The sequence below is a fragment of the Flammeovirga pacifica genome (assembly GCF_000807855.2).
In the GTDB taxonomy this organism is placed as follows: domain Bacteria; phylum Bacteroidota; class Bacteroidia; order Cytophagales; family Flammeovirgaceae; genus Flammeovirga; species Flammeovirga pacifica.
The window spans coordinates 68,601-90,834 of sequence record NZ_JRYR02000001.1 but is presented as its reverse complement, the minus strand read 5'-3'; the positions used below and the strand labels follow the sequence as shown (position 1 = coordinate 90,834).

General features: G+C 32.1%; 19 protein-coding genes. 14 read left to right on the top strand and 5 right to left on the bottom strand.

Translation table 11 applies throughout. From position 1 onward, the window contains the following. Positions 1-150 precede the first annotated feature (150 nt). Positions 151-1,287, top strand: a complete 1,137-nt coding sequence (locus NH26_RS00385; RefSeq protein ID WP_084812015.1) for a PP2C family protein-serine/threonine phosphatase — start codon at positions 151-153, stop codon at positions 1,285-1,287. A gap of 86 nt (positions 1,288-1,373) precedes the next feature. Then, the gene (locus NH26_RS00380) at positions 1,374-3,197 is read left to right on the top strand and encodes an ABC transporter ATP-binding protein (RefSeq protein ID WP_044224632.1); all 1,824 of its coding nucleotides are present in this window, start codon (positions 1,374-1,376) and stop codon (positions 3,195-3,197) included. 92 nt (positions 3,198-3,289) lie between these two features. Here the strand turns inward: NH26_RS00380 and NH26_RS00375 are convergent, their stop codons facing one another. Then, complete coding sequence (locus tag NH26_RS00375; protein ID WP_044224635.1) at positions 3,290-4,732, bottom strand: hypothetical protein; 1,443 nt, start codon at positions 4,730-4,732, stop codon at positions 3,290-3,292. Positions 4,733-5,461: 729 nt separating this feature from the next. Beyond that, positions 5,462-6,658: a J domain-containing protein gene (locus tag NH26_RS00370; protein ID WP_071397040.1), complete on the bottom strand. Its 1,197-nt coding sequence runs from the start codon at positions 6,656-6,658 to the stop codon at positions 5,462-5,464. 197 nt (positions 6,659-6,855) lie between these two features. On the opposite strand from NH26_RS00370, the gene NH26_RS00365 reads away from it, so the two are divergent. From NH26_RS00365 to NH26_RS00310, 12 genes are all read left to right on the top strand, one after another. Beyond that, a complete protein-coding gene (locus tag NH26_RS00365; RefSeq protein WP_044224644.1) occupies positions 6,856-8,580 on the top strand; it encodes a phospho-sugar mutase in 1,725 nt (574 codons plus the stop codon). A 230-nt stretch (positions 8,581-8,810) separates the two neighbouring features. Beyond that, positions 8,811-9,092: a hypothetical protein gene (locus NH26_RS00360; protein ID WP_044224647.1), complete on the top strand. Its 282-nt coding sequence runs from the start codon at positions 8,811-8,813 to the stop codon at positions 9,090-9,092. A gap of 83 nt (positions 9,093-9,175) precedes the next feature. Next, entirely contained in the window at positions 9,176-9,901 is a 726-nt protein-coding gene (locus tag NH26_RS00355) for a hypothetical protein (RefSeq protein WP_052432069.1), read from the top strand. A gap of 146 nt (positions 9,902-10,047) precedes the next feature. Then, entirely contained in the window at positions 10,048-10,443 is a 396-nt protein-coding gene (locus NH26_RS00350) for a c-type cytochrome (RefSeq protein ID WP_044224649.1), read from the top strand. Then, complete coding sequence (locus NH26_RS00345) at positions 10,443-10,985, top strand: YceI family protein (protein ID WP_044224653.1); 543 nt, start codon at positions 10,443-10,445, stop codon at positions 10,983-10,985. The genes NH26_RS00350 and NH26_RS00345 overlap by 1 nt, the downstream gene beginning before the upstream one ends. Next, on the top strand, positions 10,982-11,836 hold the full coding sequence (locus NH26_RS00340) for a DUF5777 family beta-barrel protein (protein ID WP_044224655.1): 855 nt from the start codon (positions 10,982-10,984) through the stop codon (positions 11,834-11,836). Before NH26_RS00345 ends, NH26_RS00340 begins: the two co-directional genes overlap by 4 nt. Positions 11,837-12,121: 285 nt before the next feature. Beyond that, positions 12,122-14,650: a family 20 glycosylhydrolase gene (locus tag NH26_RS00335; protein ID WP_158021850.1), complete on the top strand. Its 2,529-nt coding sequence runs from the start codon at positions 12,122-12,124 to the stop codon at positions 14,648-14,650. Positions 14,651-14,984: 334 nt separating this feature from the next. Continuing rightward, positions 14,985-15,536: a hypothetical protein gene (locus NH26_RS00330; protein WP_044224661.1), complete on the top strand. Its 552-nt coding sequence runs from the start codon at positions 14,985-14,987 to the stop codon at positions 15,534-15,536. Then, positions 15,520-17,688, top strand: coding sequence for a T9SS type A sorting domain-containing protein (locus NH26_RS00325; RefSeq protein ID WP_044224664.1), 2,169 nt, complete (start codon positions 15,520-15,522; stop codon positions 17,686-17,688). The genes NH26_RS00330 and NH26_RS00325 overlap by 17 nt, the downstream gene beginning before the upstream one ends. Positions 17,689-17,790: 102 nt before the next feature. Continuing rightward, the gene (locus NH26_RS00320; RefSeq protein ID WP_242427287.1) at positions 17,791-18,237 is read left to right on the top strand and encodes a hypothetical protein; all 447 of its coding nucleotides are present in this window, start codon (positions 17,791-17,793) and stop codon (positions 18,235-18,237) included. Positions 18,238-18,418: 181 nt separating this feature from the next. After that, positions 18,419-18,781 carry an antibiotic biosynthesis monooxygenase family protein gene (locus NH26_RS00315; protein WP_044224666.1) on the top strand — a complete coding sequence of 121 codons (363 nt, stop codon included), beginning with the start codon at positions 18,419-18,421 and terminating at the stop codon, positions 18,779-18,781. 120 nt (positions 18,782-18,901) lie between these two features. Further along, positions 18,902-19,633 (top strand): SDR family oxidoreductase, encoded by a 732-nt coding sequence (locus NH26_RS00310; protein ID WP_044224672.1) that lies wholly within the window; start codon positions 18,902-18,904, stop codon positions 19,631-19,633. 125 nt (positions 19,634-19,758) lie between these two features. Here the strand turns inward: NH26_RS00310 and NH26_RS00305 are convergent, their stop codons facing one another. From NH26_RS00305 to NH26_RS00295, 3 genes are all read right to left on the bottom strand, one after another. Continuing rightward, on the bottom strand, positions 19,759-20,361 hold the full coding sequence (locus NH26_RS00305; protein WP_044224675.1) for a short chain dehydrogenase: 603 nt from the start codon (positions 20,359-20,361) through the stop codon (positions 19,759-19,761). Positions 20,362-20,433: 72 nt separating this feature from the next. Further along, a complete protein-coding gene (locus NH26_RS00300; protein WP_044224681.1) occupies positions 20,434-20,997 on the bottom strand; it encodes a Crp/Fnr family transcriptional regulator in 564 nt (187 codons plus the stop codon). 650 nt (positions 20,998-21,647) lie between these two features. Beyond that, the gene (locus tag NH26_RS00295; protein WP_044224685.1) at positions 21,648-22,061 is read right to left on the bottom strand and encodes an energy transducer TonB; all 414 of its coding nucleotides are present in this window, start codon (positions 22,059-22,061) and stop codon (positions 21,648-21,650) included. Positions 22,062-22,234: the final 173 nt, after the last annotated feature.

Here is a 22,234-nt window from a genome sequence, read left to right as displayed (position 1 = left end):
GATAATTGAGGTTTCATCGAATAATTGAATGTATTCGTAGTATTTAAATCATTATATTCATAACTATTGAATATAAAATCGTATTTTGTGTAATTATTGTATAACGCCAAATATAACCCTTGATAATCTTACGCTACTTTTCAAAAATTAATGTACCCACGATTTCTCATAAATATTATATTTTTACTTACACTTTACTTTACTACAAATTCGTATTGTGCAAATGTAAACCTACCAACATCAGAAATAATTAATTCTTCTGAACATGTTGTCGTTTCTCAGAAAACCGATATAAGTCCACTTCTTTTATCAGCTTTTTCTGTGAAAAATGTTACTCAGGAAGACTACAAAAAACAGTTGGCTGTATATACAATATCCATTCTAAGCTTATCCTTACTTGTTATTGGACTTTTTGTGTTTATCCGAAAGACCATGGTTCAAAAAAAGAAAGTTGAATTAGTGAAAGAAGAATTGGACAATGCTTTAATGGAGGTAAATTATCAAAATATTAAAATCACGAATAGTATACGTGCTGCACAGACCATACAGAATGCAATCTTACCCCCTAAGAAATTATTAAAAAGTAAGTTCAAGAACTTTTTTGCTATTTACAGACCTAAAGATATTGTAAGTGGCGATTTTTACTGGCACGGAGAAGTAATCGATAAAGAAAATGTTAATCATCAATTTTTTGCTTGTGCTGATTGTACAGGACATGGAGTACCAGGCGCATTGATGTCGATGATTGGAAAAACTATATTACAAGAGGTCTTAGAGAAATCTTTATCTACAGATCCTGCTGTGATATTAGAGATGATCAATCAGCGTATCATAAACTATTTAAGACAACAAGAAAATACCATTAATGATGGTATGGATATAGCCTTAATTAAGTTTTACGATTCGCCCTCTCCTACTAAAAAAATAGAGTTTGCAGGGGCAAAAAGTGATATTTATATCATCAGGAAGCAACAGCAAATATTAGAAAGAGTTCGTGGGAGCAGGAAGTTTATTGGAGGTAAACAAATTGAAACCCGTACTTTTGAAACAAAATCTATTACTTTAAATAAGGGTGATAATATTATAATGTTAACCGATGGCTATCTTGATCAAAACAATGAAAACAATGATAAGTTTGGTCGACGTTATTTCGAAGAATATATTCGTAAACATATTGATCAACCGTTAGTCGATTTAGGTGATTTGTTAGAAGCTGCCTTAGATGTTCATCAAGGAAATATCTCTCAGAGGGATGATATTACTGTAATTGGAATAGAGATGATATAAGAAACATCAGCAAATAATAAAGAAAATTAACTCCCCTATTATATTTATTCATAAATTACGCTTTCAAAGATTTTTTAATATTATCAATGGATAAGAGCAATACTGATATACTACTAGAAGTCAAAAAACTATCTATCTCTTTTAATCACGAAGAAAGAGGGCAAGCTCCTGCGGTAAAAAATATCAGCTTTGTTCTTAGAAAGGGAGAAACTTTAGGTATAGTTGGAGAATCTGGCTCAGGTAAATCTGTGACAGCCCTATCTATGCTTCAATTATTAAATAAATCTTCTAGACAGGTTGATGGTGAAATAGTATTTCATAGCGAAACAGAAGGACGTGTCGATCTATTAAAGGTACCTAAAAAAGTAATTCAAGATATTAGAGGACGTGATATTGGAATGATTTTCCAAGATCCTATGAGTTCATTAAACCCTGCTATTACTTGCGGAAATCAATTAATAGAAACGATTATTGTTCATGAAAAAATAAATCGAAAAGCGGCTAAGTTAAGGGCTTTAGAAACCTTTGCTACTTGTCAGTTAAGTAATCCGAAAAAGGTATTCAATTCTTATCCTCATCAGTTATCGGGAGGACAGAAACAAAGGGTATTAATAGCCATAGCTTTGATCTGTAATCCTAGCTTATTAATTGCCGATGAACCGACAACAGCCTTAGATGTAACCTCTCAAAAAGGCATCTTAGATCTTTTTAATGAATTTAAAAAGACTAGAAATACTGCCACTATTTTCATTTCTCACGATTTAGCAATTGTGGCTCAAATGGCCGATAGAATTGCGGTAATGAGAAAAGGAAAGTTGGTGGAATACGGAACTGCTTTTGATGTTTTTAATCAACCAAAACATTCTTATACTAAAGGTTTATTGGCATGTAGACCTCGCTTAGATTTTGCTTTAAAAAGACTTCCAACCTTAAATGATTTCACTACAGAAACAAGAGGTAACGGAAGAAGTAAGGCTAGGTTTATGTCTGTAGGTCAAGCTTTAATCGTCAATGCAATTGATGATAACCAAGTAATAGAGCAAGAAAAAGAACTGTTAGAACATCAACCTCTTTTACAAGTCAAAAATTTAAATGTTGCTTTTCCGATAAAGAAAAATATCTGGGGAAAAGTCACAAAAGAGTTTCAGGCGGTAAAAAATATAAGTTTTGAAGTCAAAGAAGGAGAAACTCTTGGTTTAGTAGGGCGTTCCGGATGTGGTAAAACAACTTTAGGAAGAACAATATTACAATTGATTACTCCTACTTCTGGTGAAGTGATTTTTGATGGTAGAGAGTTGACCAATATGCCTAAAAGGGAATTGAATAATTTACGTTCTGACATTCAAATCATTTTTCAAAATCCTTATACCTCTTTAAATCCAAGGCTTACCATCGGGCAAGCATTAATAGAACCTATGCAAGTGCATAAGATCTATTCTGATGATAAAACCCGTAAAAAAGAAGCTATAAGACTATTGGAAACAGTAGGTTTAAGTGCCAATTACATGAACCGATATCCTCATGAGTTTTCGGGGGGAGAAAGACAAAGAATATGTATTGCAAGAGCCTTATCTACAAAACCAAAGTTTATTATTTGCGATGAATCTGTATCCGCACTTGATGTTTCGGTTCAGGCCATTGTGTTGAACCTACTTCAAGATCTAAAAGAAAAATTTAACCTCACCTATATCTTTATCTCTCATGATTTAGCAGTGGTGAAATTTATATCTGATAGAATCATAGTAATGGAAAAAGGAGAAATTGTTGAATGGGGCTTAGCCTACGACATTTATAAAAATCCTCAATCTGAAATTACTAAAAATCTAATTGCCTCTATTCCTGAAGCTAACTTTCATAAGCTCAAACAAAATCTGATTACTCAGAAATTGAAAGAGCAGAAAAAATCCTAATAAAATAATAAAGCAGCTGAACATTTAAAATCAGAAATTTTTCCAATTGTAAATGCCCACCTGCTTAAAGAGTTTCTTTTAAAGAAGTTGTACTAAAATTTATTATCAACTAATGAAATAAAACTTACTACAGCATCTGAAGTAAAATCCCAATCGTATTTCACTGCATAGTCCGATTTAATTAAACCTATCGCTGCGGTATAATCTTCACAATTATCAATTCTGTTAATTGCTTCGTTCATCACCGATTGATCTCCTCCAAACAATTCTTTTTGAAATAAGAATCGATCGTTTAAATTCATATTTTCTTTTATACTTTCAGATTTAAATTGATCTAAAAGTCCGTTAGATTCATTTTCTTTTTCTGCAGTAGCTAAAATCTGAGAAGTTACCTCTTCTTCCTCAAAAGGTGAAATCACTTCTTCTTGAGTGGTTTCTTCAGCAACAGGAATTGATTCTACAGTAGTTTCTTGTGCTACAACTTCTGGTTCTTCTATCGTTTCAAAAACAAATTCTTGAATAGAATCATCTTCAAATTCTGATGTATTATCTTCTTTTACGTCTTCATCAGAAAAGCTTTTTAAAGAGGCATCAACAATATCATCAATAGCTACTTCTGGCTCTTCTTTATGTTCTACTTTAAATTCTGGTTCACTAAAAGCAGGTTCTTCAAAAAGAGTATTCTCTTCTTTAACATCCTCTTCTGGTAAGTTATCTTCATGAACAGAAGATGTTTCGATGACTACTTCATTCGACGCTTCCTCTTCTTCCGTTATCGTATTATTCTCCTCTTTTGTCACTTCAAAAGAAACAACATTGGAAGAAAACTCTTGAATATCAATAGCAGGTTCATCTTCTTCTATATCATCTACTACTTTTGCAACAGGTGGTTCATCTAAGAAGCCTGGGTGTAATTCAAAAATACCCACAGGTACTATTTCATTAAAAGCAGCAATAATTTCTTGAGGATCTTCCATTAATTCTGGATGTTTTCTAACAATATTTATAGCAATATTGATCGCCTCAGTTCTTTTGATATTGATCCCTGCCTCTTCTTCTATCGCATTCTGAATTTCTTTTACCAACTTTGGATGTATTTTGATATACCCAAACATTGGAATCAAATAATTCTTTAATGGAATTTTCATTCCTTGCACCCCAAAAAACTCATCAAAGAAAATTTCTGGTGAGAAAGTTAAAATTAAAACATCTCTTATTGCCTTTTGTAAAAGTGGTAAGAAATGAATTCTAGAAATATATATATTTTTCGACAAAGCGTTCATCAGGTGAGATAATGATTCTCGAACAGCTTCGGCAGAATAATCAAAATAAGGGCTTTGAATTCTAATTGCTTCTTTTTGCCAATTCTCAAAAATTCTTTTCAGCACAAAAAGGTTAACACTTTCTATATTTGTCAACTTTGTAATCTGGATACCGGTAATGTAGTCATTATCAGAGAAGAATTCATCAGATATAGCATCCGCTACTTTCTCAGAGTAAATTTCTATTGCAGAAAGATTTGGTTTTTTATTCATGTCAAGTTGTATACAAAATACGACATTCTAATCATTGATTTTTAAAAATTGAAACACAAAATTAAATTGTAATTGTATCTCTAAATATATTGTTATCAATAATTATACTTAGAATTATAAATATGAAATATAATTTACAGAATTATACAAATATTTAAAGTATCTCCATCTAATTTTTAATATAAAAGATAGAAAAACTCAATTTTTGAACTAAAATGCACAATTTTGAACATCAATTTATTATTTGTTCGTACAAAATTTACTTTTTAAAAAAGGAGCGAATCAAAAGGATTTTCAATTTAAAATAGCATTAACTGAGAATACTCATTTTTTTTAAAAGTCAGGTCCCTATTTTTTAATCTTTACAAATACCTTCCTAAATTATTGCTATTACACAATGATTAATTATTTTTGTGTGACTTTGCGCAATTAGTCAAACAAACACTATCAAAATTTTATGAAAAAGTTTTTTAATTATGTAGGTGTGTTTACGGTATTGGTGACACTATCGTCGTGTTTTGGCCAACACAACCACGCACCAAACCCAGGCGTTAACCTTAACAGCAAACGCATTTATGGGCCAAGCAGAGAAGCCGAGCCTGTTCAACTAAAAAATGAATATGACAAAGCAGATTCGGAGCTTTTGATGAGAATCGAAGATATCCGAAACAAATTATATAGTAATAACTAATTACTACCTAAGGTTCATGTGTACAACATGAACCTTTTTTATTGCATACACAATTGCGTAAATCTATTTGTTGATGGCATATGCCCCAATTGAGACGCTTTTTGATATGATTGACACGCTTGACCATACTGCCTTAGTGCGGTATAACTTTCTCCTAGCAAATAATAACACCTAAAATCTTTCGGTCGTATTCTTGTCCCCCATTTACAATCTCGTATTACTTCTTGATGTCTACCTAGTGTTTTTAATAATCGTGCTCTCAATAAATAAATAGCAAAATGATCTTCGGGAACATCATTACCTGAAAGTACCACAGCATAAGCCTTACCGTAAGTTTGTTCGTAAAAATCATTGGTTAGATTCGCTGCCCCTGACAATATATCGATTGCTTTTTCAGGTTGATTAAGTCCAGAAGAATACACCTCTGCAAGTCCCATATGAGCTTTAAAATCAAATCTATTTTTTAAAATCATTTGTCTAAAAATATAAGTAGACTGATGATATCTTTTTGTATTGAACTGAGCTACAGCCAACCTCCAGTACAACTCATTGGGCATACTCGTTCCAACTTCTTCTTCTACTTCAGATAGTAATGCGACCACTTCATCAAAAGATCTTTCTTGGAAGAAGTACAAAGAAACAATATCTACCTCATTCAAAAGGCTATCGTATAACACATCCCTCTGTTCAGTAAGAATATGTAAGGTCTGTTCCATTTGTTTTGCCTCCACCAAAGCTTTTCCATAATGTCCTTCTTCTGATAGTTTGATCACATTATGAATGGCTTTTTTTTCTATGATCAATTCCTCTTCGTATTGTCTATCGAAGTAATACCTTGAACCAAATACGGCAGAAAATATTAAAACAATAAAACCCAAAACAGATATGGTACCCCATTTAAAAATACGTTGGTCATCTTCTTTCCGTAAGTCTGCATTGTTTTTTGTGTTTTCATTCGTTGTGGTACTTGTCCATGAAAAATCATCTTCTTCAAATGAGGTTTTACGTACTGAAAGTTCATCTTGATAAATTAACCAATTATCATAAAGCTGTTTTTGATAATCGTTCATCAAATATTCATAGGCGTAAGCTATTTCTTTAAATTTTTCTCCGTCAGTTTTAAAATCAGAATTAGCATCAGGATGGTATTTTTTAGCCATTCTTTTGTATGCCGATTTGATTTCTTTTTTTGATGAGAAACGGGCAATTTCTAATATGTCATAGTAAGATTTCATAAGTAGCAGTGTAGGGTACATAGTAGTGTATCTAAGTAGTCAATTATATTATACCCTATATTAATAATACGTAAATGCTTGTAAATGTTTCATCAAATAAGAGAGTTTTAAAAAAAATTGATTTTTATCAGTTATGTTTTGGGATTTTATTCCGTTAATTTGCAACAAAATATATATCTCAATTCTTTACAATAGACATGGAGCAAATAATAGCACAAAAAGTTTCAGAATGGCTTGAAGGATCATATGATGAAGCAACTAAAACTGAAATAAAAAGATTACAATCTGAAAACCCTGAAGAGTTAACAGAAAGCTTTTACAAATCATTAGAATTTGGAACAGGCGGCCTTAGAGGTATTATGGGTGTGGGTACTAACAGAATGAACAAATACACTGTTGGTATGGCTACTCAAGGTTTAGCAAATTATGTCAATCAACAAGTGGATGGTAAACCAAAAGCGGTTATCGCTCACGATTGTAGAAACAATAGTCCATTTTTTGCTGAAGTTGCCGCTAATGTATTGGCTGCTAACGGTTTTACTGTATATTTATTTGATGCATTAAGACCTACTCCAGAATTATCATTTGCCATCCGTCACCTAGGATGTGATACTGGTATTGTTATTACAGCATCTCACAACCCTCGTGAATACAACGGTTTTAAAGCCTATTGGAATGATGGTGGACAAGTTGTTCCTCCTCATGATGTAAATATTGTTGCTGAAGTAAATAAAATTGCTTCTGTTGATGAAGTTAAATTTACAGGTGGCGAAGATAGAATTGTCAGTATCAATAAAGAAGTAGATGAACCTTATTTAGATATGCTTGAGAAATTATGTGTTTCTCCTGAAGCTATCAAGGCTCAAAAAGACCTTAAAATCGTCTTTACTTCAATTCACGGAACAGGTATCACAATGGTACCACCAATCTTGGAGCGTTTAGGATTCGAAAATGTACACATTATCGAAGAACAAAAAGTAACTGATGGTAATTTCCCTACAGTTGTTTACCCTAACCCTGAGGAAGCTGAAGCCTTAAGTATGGCATTAGCAAAAGCAAAAGAAATTGATGCAGACATCTTATTAGGTACAGACCCTGATGCTGACCGTGTAGGAATTGCTATCAAAAATCATAAAGGTGAGTGGACCTTACTTAATGGTAACCAAACTGCTGCGTTACTATTTAATTATGTTATTTCTGCTCGTAAGAAAGCTGGTTTAGCAAAAGACAACGACTTTGTTTGTAAAACAATTGTGACAACAGATTTAATTGATCGTTTTGCTGCTGCCAACGATATGCCTTGTTACAATGTACTTACAGGTTTTAAATACATTGCTGAGGTCATCAAAGAAAAAGAAGGTAAAGAAAACTTTATCGTAGGTGGTGAAGAATCTTACGGTTACCTTATCGGTGATGATGTTAGAGATAAAGATGCTGTAGCTGCAGCTTCTATGATTTGTGAAATGGCTGCTTACTATAAAAATGAAGGTAAGTCGATGTTCGAACAATTGATAGATATTTATCATGAACACGGTTATTTCAAAGAAAAACTAATCTCTATCACGAAGAAAGGTATGACTGGTGCTGAAGAGATTGCTCAAATGATGAAAGATCTTAGAGCTAACCCTCCTGCAACTATCAATGGTTCTAAAGTTTTAGAAATGAGAGATTATCAATCTTCTATTGCTACAGACCTACTTTCTAAAGAAGAATCTACAATCAATTTACCAAAATCGAATGTATTACAGTTCTTCTTAGAGGATGGTACTAAAATCTCAGCAAGACCATCAGGTACAGAACCAAAAATCAAATTCTATTTTAGCGTTAACACAACAATTAACTCTGTGAATGAGTTTGATGCTGCGGATGCTTTACTAGAAGAAAGAGTTGATAAAATCATCAAAGACATGAAATTAAACTAATTGTTTAATTTTAAATAATATAAAGCCATAACACCCGTTGTTATGGCTTTTTTTTAGATTAATTCTAAAATCTACAAACTTTCATAAATAACACCCTCCTCTTCCAACTTTCTTAAAATAGATTCGTAAAAAAATACATACCCGAGAAAACTTAATGATAAGATGCCATGTATATTTATGTATTTATTAAAAGGGAACTGCAGTATATTTTATTATCTGCCTTGTTCTTAATGATTGCCTTTATACCATTTCACAAAGGCTATTTTCAATTACCTATCAACAAGGTAATTCCAGAATTTGAAAAGGAGTTAGATAATGATGCAAATACATTACTTAATAATGTAGCTTATTATGATCAATCTTATACATCCAATTATCAGCAATCGACCAATACCGTTAAAAATGTTGATAGCACTGTACTTTATTCCATTTTCAGCTTTTTATTTATATTTCTTGTTTTTCCATTAAGATATATGTTATACATTTTAGATTACCTATTGAATTTAGGCTAAACTAAAACGCATAAAAAAATAGTAGTATCTTAGCACATTGTAAATCATTATTTATTCATTGATAGGTTTCTATTATTAACCTTATGCATCTAAAACGTTACTTCTCTACAATAGGACATCTACTGTTGGCTTTTCTTTGGTTACCTATTCTCTTTTTTGATTCTTCCTTTTTTGCTGATCAATATTTTGATGGTAAACTCATCACATCCCTCTTAGTTTTACTGCTTTTTATATACCTTTTTACAACTTCTTCCTTAAGAATCAAATATTTAATGATAATAATGATTCCTCTATCATGGTTAGGAGAATTGTTATGTTGTGTGATATTAGATATGTATGACTATCGCGGAAACAATATCCCGTTGTATGTACCCGTAGGTCATGCTTGTGTATTTTCTTTAGGTTGGAAAATAAATCAACTTTTTGATACTGACACTAAAGCTGCTATTCGAAAAGTACTTACCCTATTTTTTATTCTATTATTTTTATTCGTTTGCTTCTTTTTCAATGATACACTTAGTGTTGCTTTAGGTCTATTATTTTTCTGGGCCTTAAACCGTAAAAAATTTAGTAGCTTTTACCTTATCATGAGTTGTTTGGTCTTATGGATTGAAGTTATTGGAACCAACTTACATGTTTGGTCATGGAGTCAGTATCAGTGGATTTTCCAAACAGTTAATCCCCCTATCGGGAGTATTTTTATTTACATTGGGGGTGATATGATACTAGGAAGATTGTGTCGTTTCTTGTTACGTTTAAGAAAATCACAGATAGTGAGGAATAAGCTAAATATCACTTCAAAATTTTAAGAATAAACTATATACATTTCATTTTCTGAGAGTAGTCATTTTAGTTGAGCTCAAGCACCTATTTTATTTTTGATAATAATCAACATTTGTTTAAACAAATCAAGTTGTTTAGAGTTAATAGGGAGTAAATCATAAACTCAATCATAATGAAATTCTTATCAACTCTAACTTTCCTACTCTTATTTATTTTCGTTGCATGTTCTGAAGGTGATTTAACACCTCAGCAGAACACAACGCCTACAACAACGAATCCTACATCATCAAACGATGATAATGACGATAGTGATAATACAAATACAGTGACTTACTCAGGCACAGTAGCCGGAATATTATCTTCTAACTGTACGGGATGTCATGGTGCAACCAATCCAAGAGCTGGCTTAAGTTTACATACTTTCGCAACAGCAAAACAAGCAACAGAAAATGGCAACGTACTATCTAGGATTAGAGATGCTAATAACCCAATGCCACAAGGTGGTTTAATGTCACAAGAAAACATTCAAGCCATTGTAGATTGGGCAGAAGGAGGCTTTAACGAATAATGAAAGCTACAAAATTAACAATTGTACTATTTCTCTTCTTTTTAACAAGCACATTTAGTCAAACCAAATATTATACAGAAGCTGGAAATTGTAAATTTTCGGCTTCTGTTCCTGCTTTTGAACCAATAGAAGCTGAATCTAAGGGCTTGATCGGAATTTTAGATGAAAAAACGGGAAACATAGCTGCTGTGATTCCCATTAATAGTTTTGAATTTGCTATTGCTTTAATGCAAGAACATTTCAATGAAAACTATTTAGAATCTAATAAATACCCTAAAGCTACTTTTAAAGGGAATATTCAAAATTTTATCCCTAAGCAATCTGGACAATATGATTATGAGGGTACACTTCAAATACATGGAGAAGAACGTACCGTTAAAGGATCAATAGAAATCAATTTTCAAGATAATCATTACGATATCACTACTAAGTTGATAGTGAAGCCAGAAGATTATAAAATCAAGATTCCTAAAATTGTTTATCAAAAAATTGCTGAAACAGTACATATTCATCTTCAACTAAGACTTTTTGAAAAATCATGAAAAAGCTTCTCTTTCTTTTTGCTTCTATATTTATAGGTATGTCATCACTTTTTGCACAAGATGATTTACTTGATGAAATAAATTCTGAGGATACTGCAGATCAGTTTGAAATGCCTGCATTTAAGGCAACGAGGATAATCAACGGTCAGTCGACCAAATTAGCTTCCAAAAAGGAATTTCATATGATTATCTCTCACCGTTTTGGTAGTATAAATGATGGAATATCCACATTTTTCGGTTTAGATAATGCCAATACCTATATCGGTTTGTTATATGGAATTACTGATAGGATAAACGTAGCTATTGGACGAGAGACATATCGTAAAACTGTCAATGCATCATTAAAAGTTAAACTTTTAGAACAGCATGAAAATATGCCTATTCACCTAGTTGCTTTTGGTGGTTTTTACGCTAACACTCAACTTTCTGATCAAGTATATACAGAATTAACAACTATTGATCGCTTCAGTTATTTGTTTCAATTACAAATGTCGCGTCGATTCACAGATCATCTTTCCTTGCAACTTTCTCCTAAGTATGTAAGACAAAACTTAAAGTATAGCGATTACGATGTCTATAACTATTTTGTAGTTGGAATTGGTGGACGTTACAAGGTCTCAAAACGTGTAGCTTTAACTGCAGAATACGATCATAACTTTTCTAGATCTTCCCAAAACCCTTACCTCAATCCATTGTCTTTAGGGGTTGATTTAGAAACAGGTGGACATGTTTTTCAATTATTATTCTCAAATGCTCAAGCCAACTTACCTCCTTCTTACCTTACCTATGCCACAGGAGATTGGTCCAAAGGAGAGATCTATTTTGGATTTAATATTGTAAGAGTATTCTAATGATATGATGATAAATAGATGTTGATAACACCATGTATTTGTAAATAATATATCACTTTTATCTACAATACTGGATTGATTAAAAATTATTTATTGCAAAAAATTTAGCAACATTATTGTATATTTTCGGCTATAATTTAACCTATTACAGTTTACGCCGCTTTTCTTGTCGTTTAACGGAAAAAACTCACCGGTTATCTAAAAGTTTTCATTATACACTTATTAAAAAGTAGATTGCTTTTAGAAAAATAAATAATTTGATCATCAATGGTCTATCCTAATCATATGAGAATTTTTATTACATTTTTAGTACTAGGTTTTCTAGGACTAAACGGATGTGTTGGAACAAAAGATAACAATAAACATGACCTTCTTATTCATTGGCAACAAATCGGAAACGATGTCAATAAAAAAGGTGAATCGTTTGCTAAACTAACTATAAAAAACATTGGCAATAATACATTAACAGGAGAAAACTGGTCTATGTATTTTAATAATAAGCCATGTACAAAAGTTGATGTTGAAGCTGTTTCCGACCAAGTAATTATTAAAAGAATTAATGGGGACTTCTTCGAAGTAAAGCCTTCTAAATCATTTAAAGCTTTACAGAAAGGTGACAGTCTAGTTCTAGATTTATATACAAATAGTGCTGTTATCAAATATACAGACCAAGCCAATGGTTTCTATTTTGTATTTGATGAAAACGGAAAAGAGAACTTTTATACTCCTTCTCTAGAAATTGGTCAATTCTCACCAGAAATGGCAAAAATTTCTGAAACAGATACTTATGAAGTAGAAGATGAATTCATCAGGTTCGATAAAAATAAATCTTTATCAAAAGTTGAATTGAATACTTCTCAAAAGATATTACCAACACCATTTCAAGTTACAGAAGGTAAAGGAGGGATTGATATCACATCAATCAAAGAAATCCAATCTTCTTCGAAAACCAATAAACAAGCAAAGCTTTTACAAGCATATATTAAAGAAGCGACTGACAACCAAGTGGCAATTGTTGAAAAAGCTACTTCAAAACATTTCATTGCTCTGATAGAGAAAAAGGTGAACGTACCTAACTCTGAAGAAGGTTATGTATTGAACATTACTTCTGAAGACATTTCTATTCAAGGTACAGACAAAGGAATTGTTTACGGTATTCAATCGCTTAGAGCATTATTACCTTTAAAAGGAGAAAGTACTACCATTAAATCAGCCTTAATTAAAGATTACCCTCGTTTTGGGTACAGAGGTTTTATGATTGATGTGGCAAGAAACTTCCAAACAAAAGAAACCATTTTAAATCTTCTTGATGTGATGGGATTCTATAAAATGAATACCTTACACTTCCACTTAACAGATGACGAAGGTTGGAGAATTGAATTAGAGAAATTTCCTGAATTAATTGAGATTGGTTCAAAAAGACAACATCCTGATTCTCCATATGCAACAATTCCTTCTTATGGTTCTGGTGCAAAAGGTATTGATGATGTATCAAATGGATACTACTCTAAAGCTGATTACATCGAGATCTTAAAGTTTGCTCAGGAAAGAAACATCGAAATTATTCCAGAAGTTGATATCCCGGGACATGCTCGTATTGCCATTAACGCAATGAAGTATAGAGCAGAAAATTTAAAGAAAGCAGGTAAATCGGATGCCGAAGCCAATAAATATTTATTGAACGATCCTAATGATACTTCTGAGTATTCTTCTGTACAAGGTTTTGATGATAACACCATATGTCCTTGCCAAGAAACTTCTTACAACTTTATAGAAGCTTTAATTACAGAATTTCAAGCGATTTACAAAGAAGCTGGTATTCCTTTAGAAACAATCCACTTTGGTGGTGATGAAGTTGCAAAAGGCGTTTGGGAAAAATCTCCAATTTGTAAGGAGTTTATGAAAGAAAACAATCTTAAAGATGTAGAAGCAATAAAAGGATACTACGCTGTTAGGATTGCCAAAATGGCTAAAGACAATAATGTAAAACTTCAATTGTGGGATGATATTCTTCATCATGCAGAAGGCATGTCGCCTGAAAACTTAACACTAAATGCATGGGACAACTCATGGGGTGTAGGTACGGAAGATTTTGGGTACAAAAGAGCCAATCAAGGGTATGACGTTATCTTAACTTCTGTATCAAGTTTATATTTTGATATGGCTTATACAAAAGAAATAGACGAACCTGGCTTCTATTGGGGCGACTACAATGATACCAGAAACATTTTCAATTATCTACCTACACATTTCTTCGATATTGATCATAAACTAAGATTAGGCGGAGAATTAACAGTAGATGAGATGAAAGATAAAGAACGATTAACAGCAAAAGGGTTAACGCATATCAAAGGTATTCAAGGTGCTATTTGGGCAGAGACTTTAAAAAGTATCGATCGTTTAGAATACATGATTTACCCTAAAATGATTGCACTTGCCGAAAGAGCATGGGCTCAATCTATTGTTAAACGTGGAGAACAAGGCGTAGTCATCGAAAAGAAATTAGACCAACAGTGGAACACTTTTGCTAACGCATTAGGACAAAGAGAGTTCAATCGTTTTGCTGCTTGGGGTAGAAATTATAGAATCCCTCCAGTAGGTGTTCAAGTTAAAGACAATTATGTGAGTGCGAACATTGCTTATCCAGGTTTAAGCATTCGCTATGCAAAAGTAGGAGAAGAACTTACAGAAAAGTCTTCTGAGTATGCACAACCTATTCAATTAGACGGTGCTATTCAAGTAGCTGCTTTTGATAAGTTTGGAAACCATGGAAGAGTAATATTCATTTCAACGAACAATAAGTTAAGCAAATAGACTAAACTACATACTTACTTCATCAGTTAAAGAGCAAGGTCTTCCGAAAGGAAGGCCTTTTTTTATGCACTTCTCCTCTCCGGTTTAAGACGCTTACAAATGCTTGTTAAAGTTCATCAGGTTCTATTTTTTATTGCTATTCCGGAATCTCATATCATGATTATATTTTGATTTATCACTAATAACGAAATAATAAACTGTAATAATAAAAAAATACACATCAATTAATTGGCCAAACCTCTATTTTTACTTTGTTAAATTTACATAAATAGAATAATTTTACATCACTAAATTATAAATACGTCTATTCACCTCTCTATTCCCTTTATTACTAATGATTAAATATTTTATTGCTTTAACTGTCGTTGTACAGCTTCTATTTTTATCAATCAATACCTATGGCCAAGGAAGCTTAAATCTTTCAACTTCTTTTAATGGACAAGCTGAACAAAAAGTAGATAACAATGCTACACTTAGTTTTGGAAACCCAGGAATAAGTTCTTCTATTTTATATTTCACTATTATTTTAAACAACACTTCTACTTCAGAAGAGTTAATCATTTCTGATATTCTATCAAACGGTAGCCATGAAATAGGGTATTACCCAACATCAGGAGATCTAAGCATTGCTCCGAATACTAAAGGGTTTATTTCATGCTTTTATTCAGCCTCATCTGATATTTTACGTAAAGAAAATACGCTCACTTTTAAAACGTCAGATCCTACACAATCTTCTATTAGTTTTCATTTTGTGACCAATGAAGATGATGGTTATTTGAGCATTTCGTCTTCAGATTTTCCTATCCATAACCAAACAATAGATATAGGTGATGTTACAATAGGTTCAACAACTCACTTTACCATTGGAAATGGAAAACACTGGTAAAGGATATATGTATGTAGACAAAACAGAATTAAAAGGCAATACAAATAACATTACTTCTTCATACAGCGATAAAAAAGGGTTTATTCATGGAGAAGCCTACAATAATAACTTTACTTTTAAGGCGACTTCAAAAGGTACATTTGAAACTTTTATTCAACATCAATTGGAAAGAGGTCAAAATGCTTCTTATCAATTAAAATTGATTGGTCACGTCTTATCTCCTATTGTAAAAGCATCTATTGATGGTAAGGTACTTTCTGATATTAATAACATTCAAAAGTCTGCTTTACCTTATCAAACACATTCATTTGATTTCTTAATAGAAAACAAGGGTGATGCTGATTTAGTCATCAATGGGGTCCAATTAGAAGGGAATAATGTTAGCGAATACAAGATTCAAAACAGTAGCTCAATTATTACAATTCCTCCTACAACATCTCAGATTATCACATTACAATTAACACCGGATAGTATTGGCACAAAGGAGGTTAAACTAACATTCCTTACATCAGATATCGACCAACCTTCTATTGAAGTAAATTTCTCTACGATTATTGAAGCAGCATCCATTAGTTTTGAAGATGTTGATGGAAATGAATTTCACCATTCTGTTGGATTTGATCTTACAGCGTCAAAAAACAATGCTATTATTACTGATTCTTTGTACATCAAAAACCGTGGGAATAAAACCTTAAATATTACTGATATTATTGAAGTCAACGACCCATATCATCAGCTCTCATTTGACTATACAAACGGCACAATAGCCCCCAATGAAAGGCAAAAAGTGAAACTTGTATTTTCTCCCAATGGTCATAATTATGCCCAACAGACTTTTCCAATTGATATCACATCTGATAGTCATCAAAATAAAAAACTTCGTTTGCTACTTCATGCGCATCATCAATTTCATGAAGCTGAATTAAATTACAATGGAAACATTGTATCCACCTCCTATCCAATAGATTTTGATCTTATAGATATTAATAAAGGGAAAACAATCAATTTATTGGTCAAAAATGAGGGAACACTTCCACTTGAGGTAAAAAGTGTTGGGTTTGAAAAGGCTGAACAATCCTCTTTTAGCATTGTAGATTATCCAAAAGATAAAATAGCTATCGGAAGTTATGGAATGATCACGTTGATGTGCCCACCAAATCTTAAAGAGCAGTACCTAGAAGAAGTTCTCATTGTCACTTCAAACGATTATCAGCATCCTATTCAAAAAGTAAAATTGATTGGAAGTACGGTGAAATCATATTTCTATATGAGCAATACTGACAATACAATAGCGGTTTGGAATGGAGACATCAAAGAATATGGTCCTTTACATTATGAGCAGCCTTTTGAGTACAATTATGTCATACAAAACAAAGGGAATGCACCTCTCAGAATTGATGCTATTGTAGCAGAAAATAATAATGGTTTTGATATCCACTTTTCAGAATTTGAATTACCATTAATTTTAGAACCTTCTGAAAAGAAAATCATTAAAATGACTGCTTCACCTTTGGCTCCAGGGGTGTTTAATACGAAAGTAAATATCACAACAGACGAGCCTTTTACAGACAATTTTAGCTATACTGTACGAATGAATGTAGAAATTCCAAAAGTTAAAATTAAGAGTTTATCATCTGATGATCCTATTGCTAGTATTGATTTCACAAGTATTAATTCCTACAAAATTCAATTAAAAAATGAAGGGACTGATATCCTTGAATTGAATGATCTTGCTATCAATAACAATGATTTTACTTTAATATATGATGAAAATATCACGTTTCTAAGACCTCAAGAAACACTTGGTATTGAGATTAAATACCACTCAAAAGTGAATGAACAGGCTGCCACTTTCCTTACTATTAAAACAAATGATTTAAGACAACAAGAAATAAATATTGAACTAATTGAAAGAGCTGTTACTTCAATTCATGACGATTTAAATGATATCACCATTTTCCCTATTCCTGCCACAAATACTTTTACTATTAATGGTTTGGAGAGTTTGGTTGATGTTAAGATTATTGATTTATCTGGTGCTATCAAAAAACAGCTTAAAACAGATGGAGTGGTATCGGTACAAAATTTACAAGCAGGTTTCTATCTAGTAGAGATCGATCATAAATTGATAAAGAAAATTATTATTGAGTAAGATTTCATCGCTTATTCACCTTACATCATTTAATATATCTTGATAATTCAGAGGTTATTCATCATATGTTTTGTAAAATGAAGAATACTTTAGAATTTTGTAATGGGAATAAATTGGTTTCAAGAAATTCCTGATCAAAGAAATACGATTATGCAAAATACACCAGAATTAAATAGTCAAGGAAAATACCTTGGTACAATCACTAAAGATTTTATTAAAGTATATTCTGTTTTAAAAGAAGCTTCTTATCAGATTAGAAAAAGAAATTTCTCTAAGTATCCCATCTTTCCTGTATCTAAAGAAGATTTACAGATAGGACAACATATTGTTGGGAAACAACAAAAAGAATTCTTAGAGTGGAATTATGGTATTTCTTATGCTGAAGAATTTTTACAAAAAGAATTAATTCTTGTAGACAAATACGAAGAGTTTAAAAAGTCTTATAAAGATCCCGAAGAGTTTTGTTGCTTATTTGTGATCGATCAAGATTTTGTCAATTTTGTTTACATCCCCTACCCTGTAGATGAAGAAGGAAATGAAGTTTTATAATACAAAAATAAATTTCATTTTAAATTGATTTATCATATACTCCAAAAAACGTTCTCCAATTCTATATTGGAGAACGTTTTTTTTATATCCATTGTATCGTTAATAATTAAAAACTATCTATCTAAACATTGTGAATTTGATGTAATTTTGCCGCAGTAAAAAACTTAACTAACCAAAAAAAATGATTGCTGTAATATTCGAAGTTTTCCCTCAACCAGAAAACAAGCAAGAATACCTAGATATTGCCAAAGAATTGAAACCTTTATTGTCTACAATTGATGGCTTTATTTCTATTGAACGATTTGAAAGTTTACAAACACCAGGCAAAGTGCTATCCTTATCTTATTGGGAAAATGAAGAAGCGATAAAACAATGGCGTAATCAAACTCAACATAGAGAAGGACAAGGAAAAGGGATGGATCATATCTTTTCTAATTTCAATATCAAAGTGTGTCAGGTGATTCGAGACTACGGTTTAAATGATCGTGAAAACGCTCCATCAGATAGTAATCAGTATCACTTAAATAAAAAAATAGTCGACTAAAAAACGTAAGTCACTTTGTTTCAGACTAAAAGAATATTAAATTATTTACTCCAAGTTCTATCTAAATAATAAATTGTACGAAAACTAAGAGCTTGGATATCATTTTATAAATAACTCATTATGGAACCTATCAAAAAAGGCCTCGTTGTTATCACTGGAGCAAGCTCTGGTATCGGAGCCGCTACTGCTAAATTATTTGCTTCAAATGGACATCCTTTACTCCTATTAGGACGTAGAGTAGCAAAAATGGAAGAGCTACAACTTTCGGAAACTATGATTAAAGGCGTAGATGTTACCGATTATACTACTTTTAAAGCAGCTGTTTTAGAAGCGGAAGAAAAATATGGTCCTACAGAAGCCATTATCAATAATGCAGGTATGATGTTATTGGGAGATGTTGCTACACAAGATCCTCAAGAATGGAAAAAGATGTTTGATGTAAACATTTTGGGTGTCTTAAATGGTATGCAGATTGTGTTGCCTCAGATGAGAAGTAGACAAGGTGGGACCATTATTAATATCAGTTCTATTGCAGGCAGAAAAACCTTTGGAAATCATGCGGCTTATTGTGGTACAAAATTCGGTGTTCATGCACTTACTGAAAATGCTCGCGAAGAAGCGGCTGCAGATAATGTAAGAATGGTAACTATTGCCCCTGGAGCTGTTGAAACAGAACTTTTATCTCATACTACTTCTTCAGAAATTAAGGATGGCTATGAAGATTGGAAGAATGAAATGGGAGGTGTTTTAAATCCAGATGATATTGCCAATGCTATTTGGTATGCTTTCAATCAACCTCAAGGTGTAAATATTAGAGAAATAGTGATTGCTGCGACAAAGCAACAGCAATAAATATCCACAAATACTTAAAGAGGTACTGTTTTAATCATCCAATCGTTCTTGATGATTAAAACAGTACCTCTTTGTTATTGATATATGGTCATAAAAAATCTTTCTATTTCTTTACCTGCAATTATTTAAGCATCAACGTAAAGTACTTGACCGTTAATGAACCCATCTACTGAACGTTCAAATGCTTTTCCTACTAAACTACCGGGAACAGGTTGAAAACCTGGCATCATTTCGCCATATACATCCCAAGCTTCTTCTAATACTGTTGGATTAATAGAATTTACACGAATCCCTCTTGGCATTTCGTGGGCAACACACTGCACAAATGTATCTATAGCTCCACTTGTAGTCGCATCAGCTATTGCAAAAGGAATTGGTTTGATGTTTAGAATACCTGTAATTAGTGTAAAAGAACCATTGTCAGCAATATATTCCTGACCAATGCGAACAATATTTATTTGTCCCATCATCTTACTTAAAATAGTCGTCATCCATTGCTTTTCTGTCATTTCTGTAAAAGAGGCATACTCGCAAACTCCTACAGTATTGACAACTGCATCAAAATGACCCACCTCTTTAAATAAATTTCTTAAAGATTCGACACTAGTAATATCTACTGTATAATCGCAGCCAGAACGTCCCGCTGTGATCACTTTATGTTTACTTAAGCCGGTTAAAGCTGCCTGTCCCATTTTACCATTTGCTCCTATTAAAATTACTGTTTTCATACGATTATTTATTTATGTTTAAATCTTATGCAAACTTATAACCTATAGAAATTTTATGAGTAGGACATTTGTCTAATAATTAATATTGGCACGTATTCTACTTAAGTGCCTTTGGGTTATTCCTAGGTATGAAGCGATATAATGTAGCGGTATTTCTTTAATGTACTTGGGCTGTTTTGTTATCAAATCCAAGTAGCGCTGTTGTGCTTTATCTTTTTGATGATTAAAGATCCATTTTTCTAGTTCTACATATTCTTTCTCTGCAATATTTTTCAAAAACATCAACCAATTATTATTGGATTTTGCAAGGGTTTGTAAATCTTCTTTTGCTATCGAAATTATTTCTGCATCGGTCAAACACTGTATATTTTCTTCAGATTTATTTTCAGAAATAAATGAAGAATAAGCCATTAATAAATTGTCAGGAAATGTAAAACAATAAGTTATTTCATCGTCATTATTTGAGTAATAGAATGAACGGAAAATACCACTTTTCACAAAGCTCAATGAATTACAAATCTCATTTTGGGTCATATAATAATCCCCTTTCTTTAGCAACCTGGTTTGGGTTAATTTTATAAATTCATTTATCTCTTTATCCGTAAAGAGTTGAAAAGAGTTTAAATATTCTATCATTTTAATATTTCTATTTAAGTGATCTCAATTTACTGACATTAGGTGTTGACAGAAAAAATGAATAATGTAAATATTGTGAATGCTATTCTCTTCATTTTCTATTTGCATAATGAATCCTTAACTACTAGAAGAACATCATATGTCTCAATTATAGCATGAGATTTAGATGAGATGAATTGGTATACGCTGACATTTCAAATCTGTCGGTATACAACTCACAAAGAACAAAGTTCGAATTATCTAAATTGATTGGTAAAATACTGTTTTCCTTAGATTGGTACTTCGAGTCAAGTAAATTATCATTAGCGTCTGCGATTATAGTTATATAACCTTTTGCTTTTGTCCATTGCCCTCTAATATACCCATTAGTTTGATTACATCCACGATAACTAAATCTAAATGATCCGTCCTTTAATAAAACTAATGACTTCCCTTTAAATTCAAAATTACCACAATAAGAAGCTACTAAGAACTACAAAAAGAGCGATCAACACCAATATTTCTTGATCGACCTTAGATGGAATCAGATGGATATCTATTGTATTTTCTTCTTCTTGTTATTCTAATGTTCTTAGTATTGAATTCTCTTATCTAATGCGAATATTTATTGTTTTTTGGTCAAATTGTGGCCCGTAACTCTCTATGAATCATTAATAACATAATTGCAATGTAAATGATTGCATTGAGGCCACTTTTTTATTTTTACAAATTGCTGGAGTATACTTCTTTTTTTCTAGTATTGATATTATCTCTGCCTTGTTGTCTAAATAATCACCTCCTCTCAAAATCCTTACACCAGTTACATCACCATTTTCAGTGATTAAAAATAATGCAAAAAGCTTTACTCCATCAAGTCCCTTTCTTTTAGCCTCCTGACTAAATTTCATTTTTCTTGAAAGCTCTTTCACTATTGAACTACTACTATCAATAGATTTTGCTTGTACATCCACATTTAAATAATATGAAGTATTGGTAAGAGTATCCACTTTTACCTCACAAGATGATTTCAAATTTTGTGATAAAACAATTGTTGGTAAAAATAATAATATGATAAGTAACTTCATGTCAATTCTTTTAATGCTCTAGTGATAAGAACCTTGTAAGGTTTAAATTAAACTGTATCAACCTTATAAATTTATAATAGAATCTATCTCTTTTAGCATTGATAAAATATCAATTTTAAAGTTTCGTTTTCCGCATTAAGATGATCAGTAAAAGTATTAATATTGGTTTTATC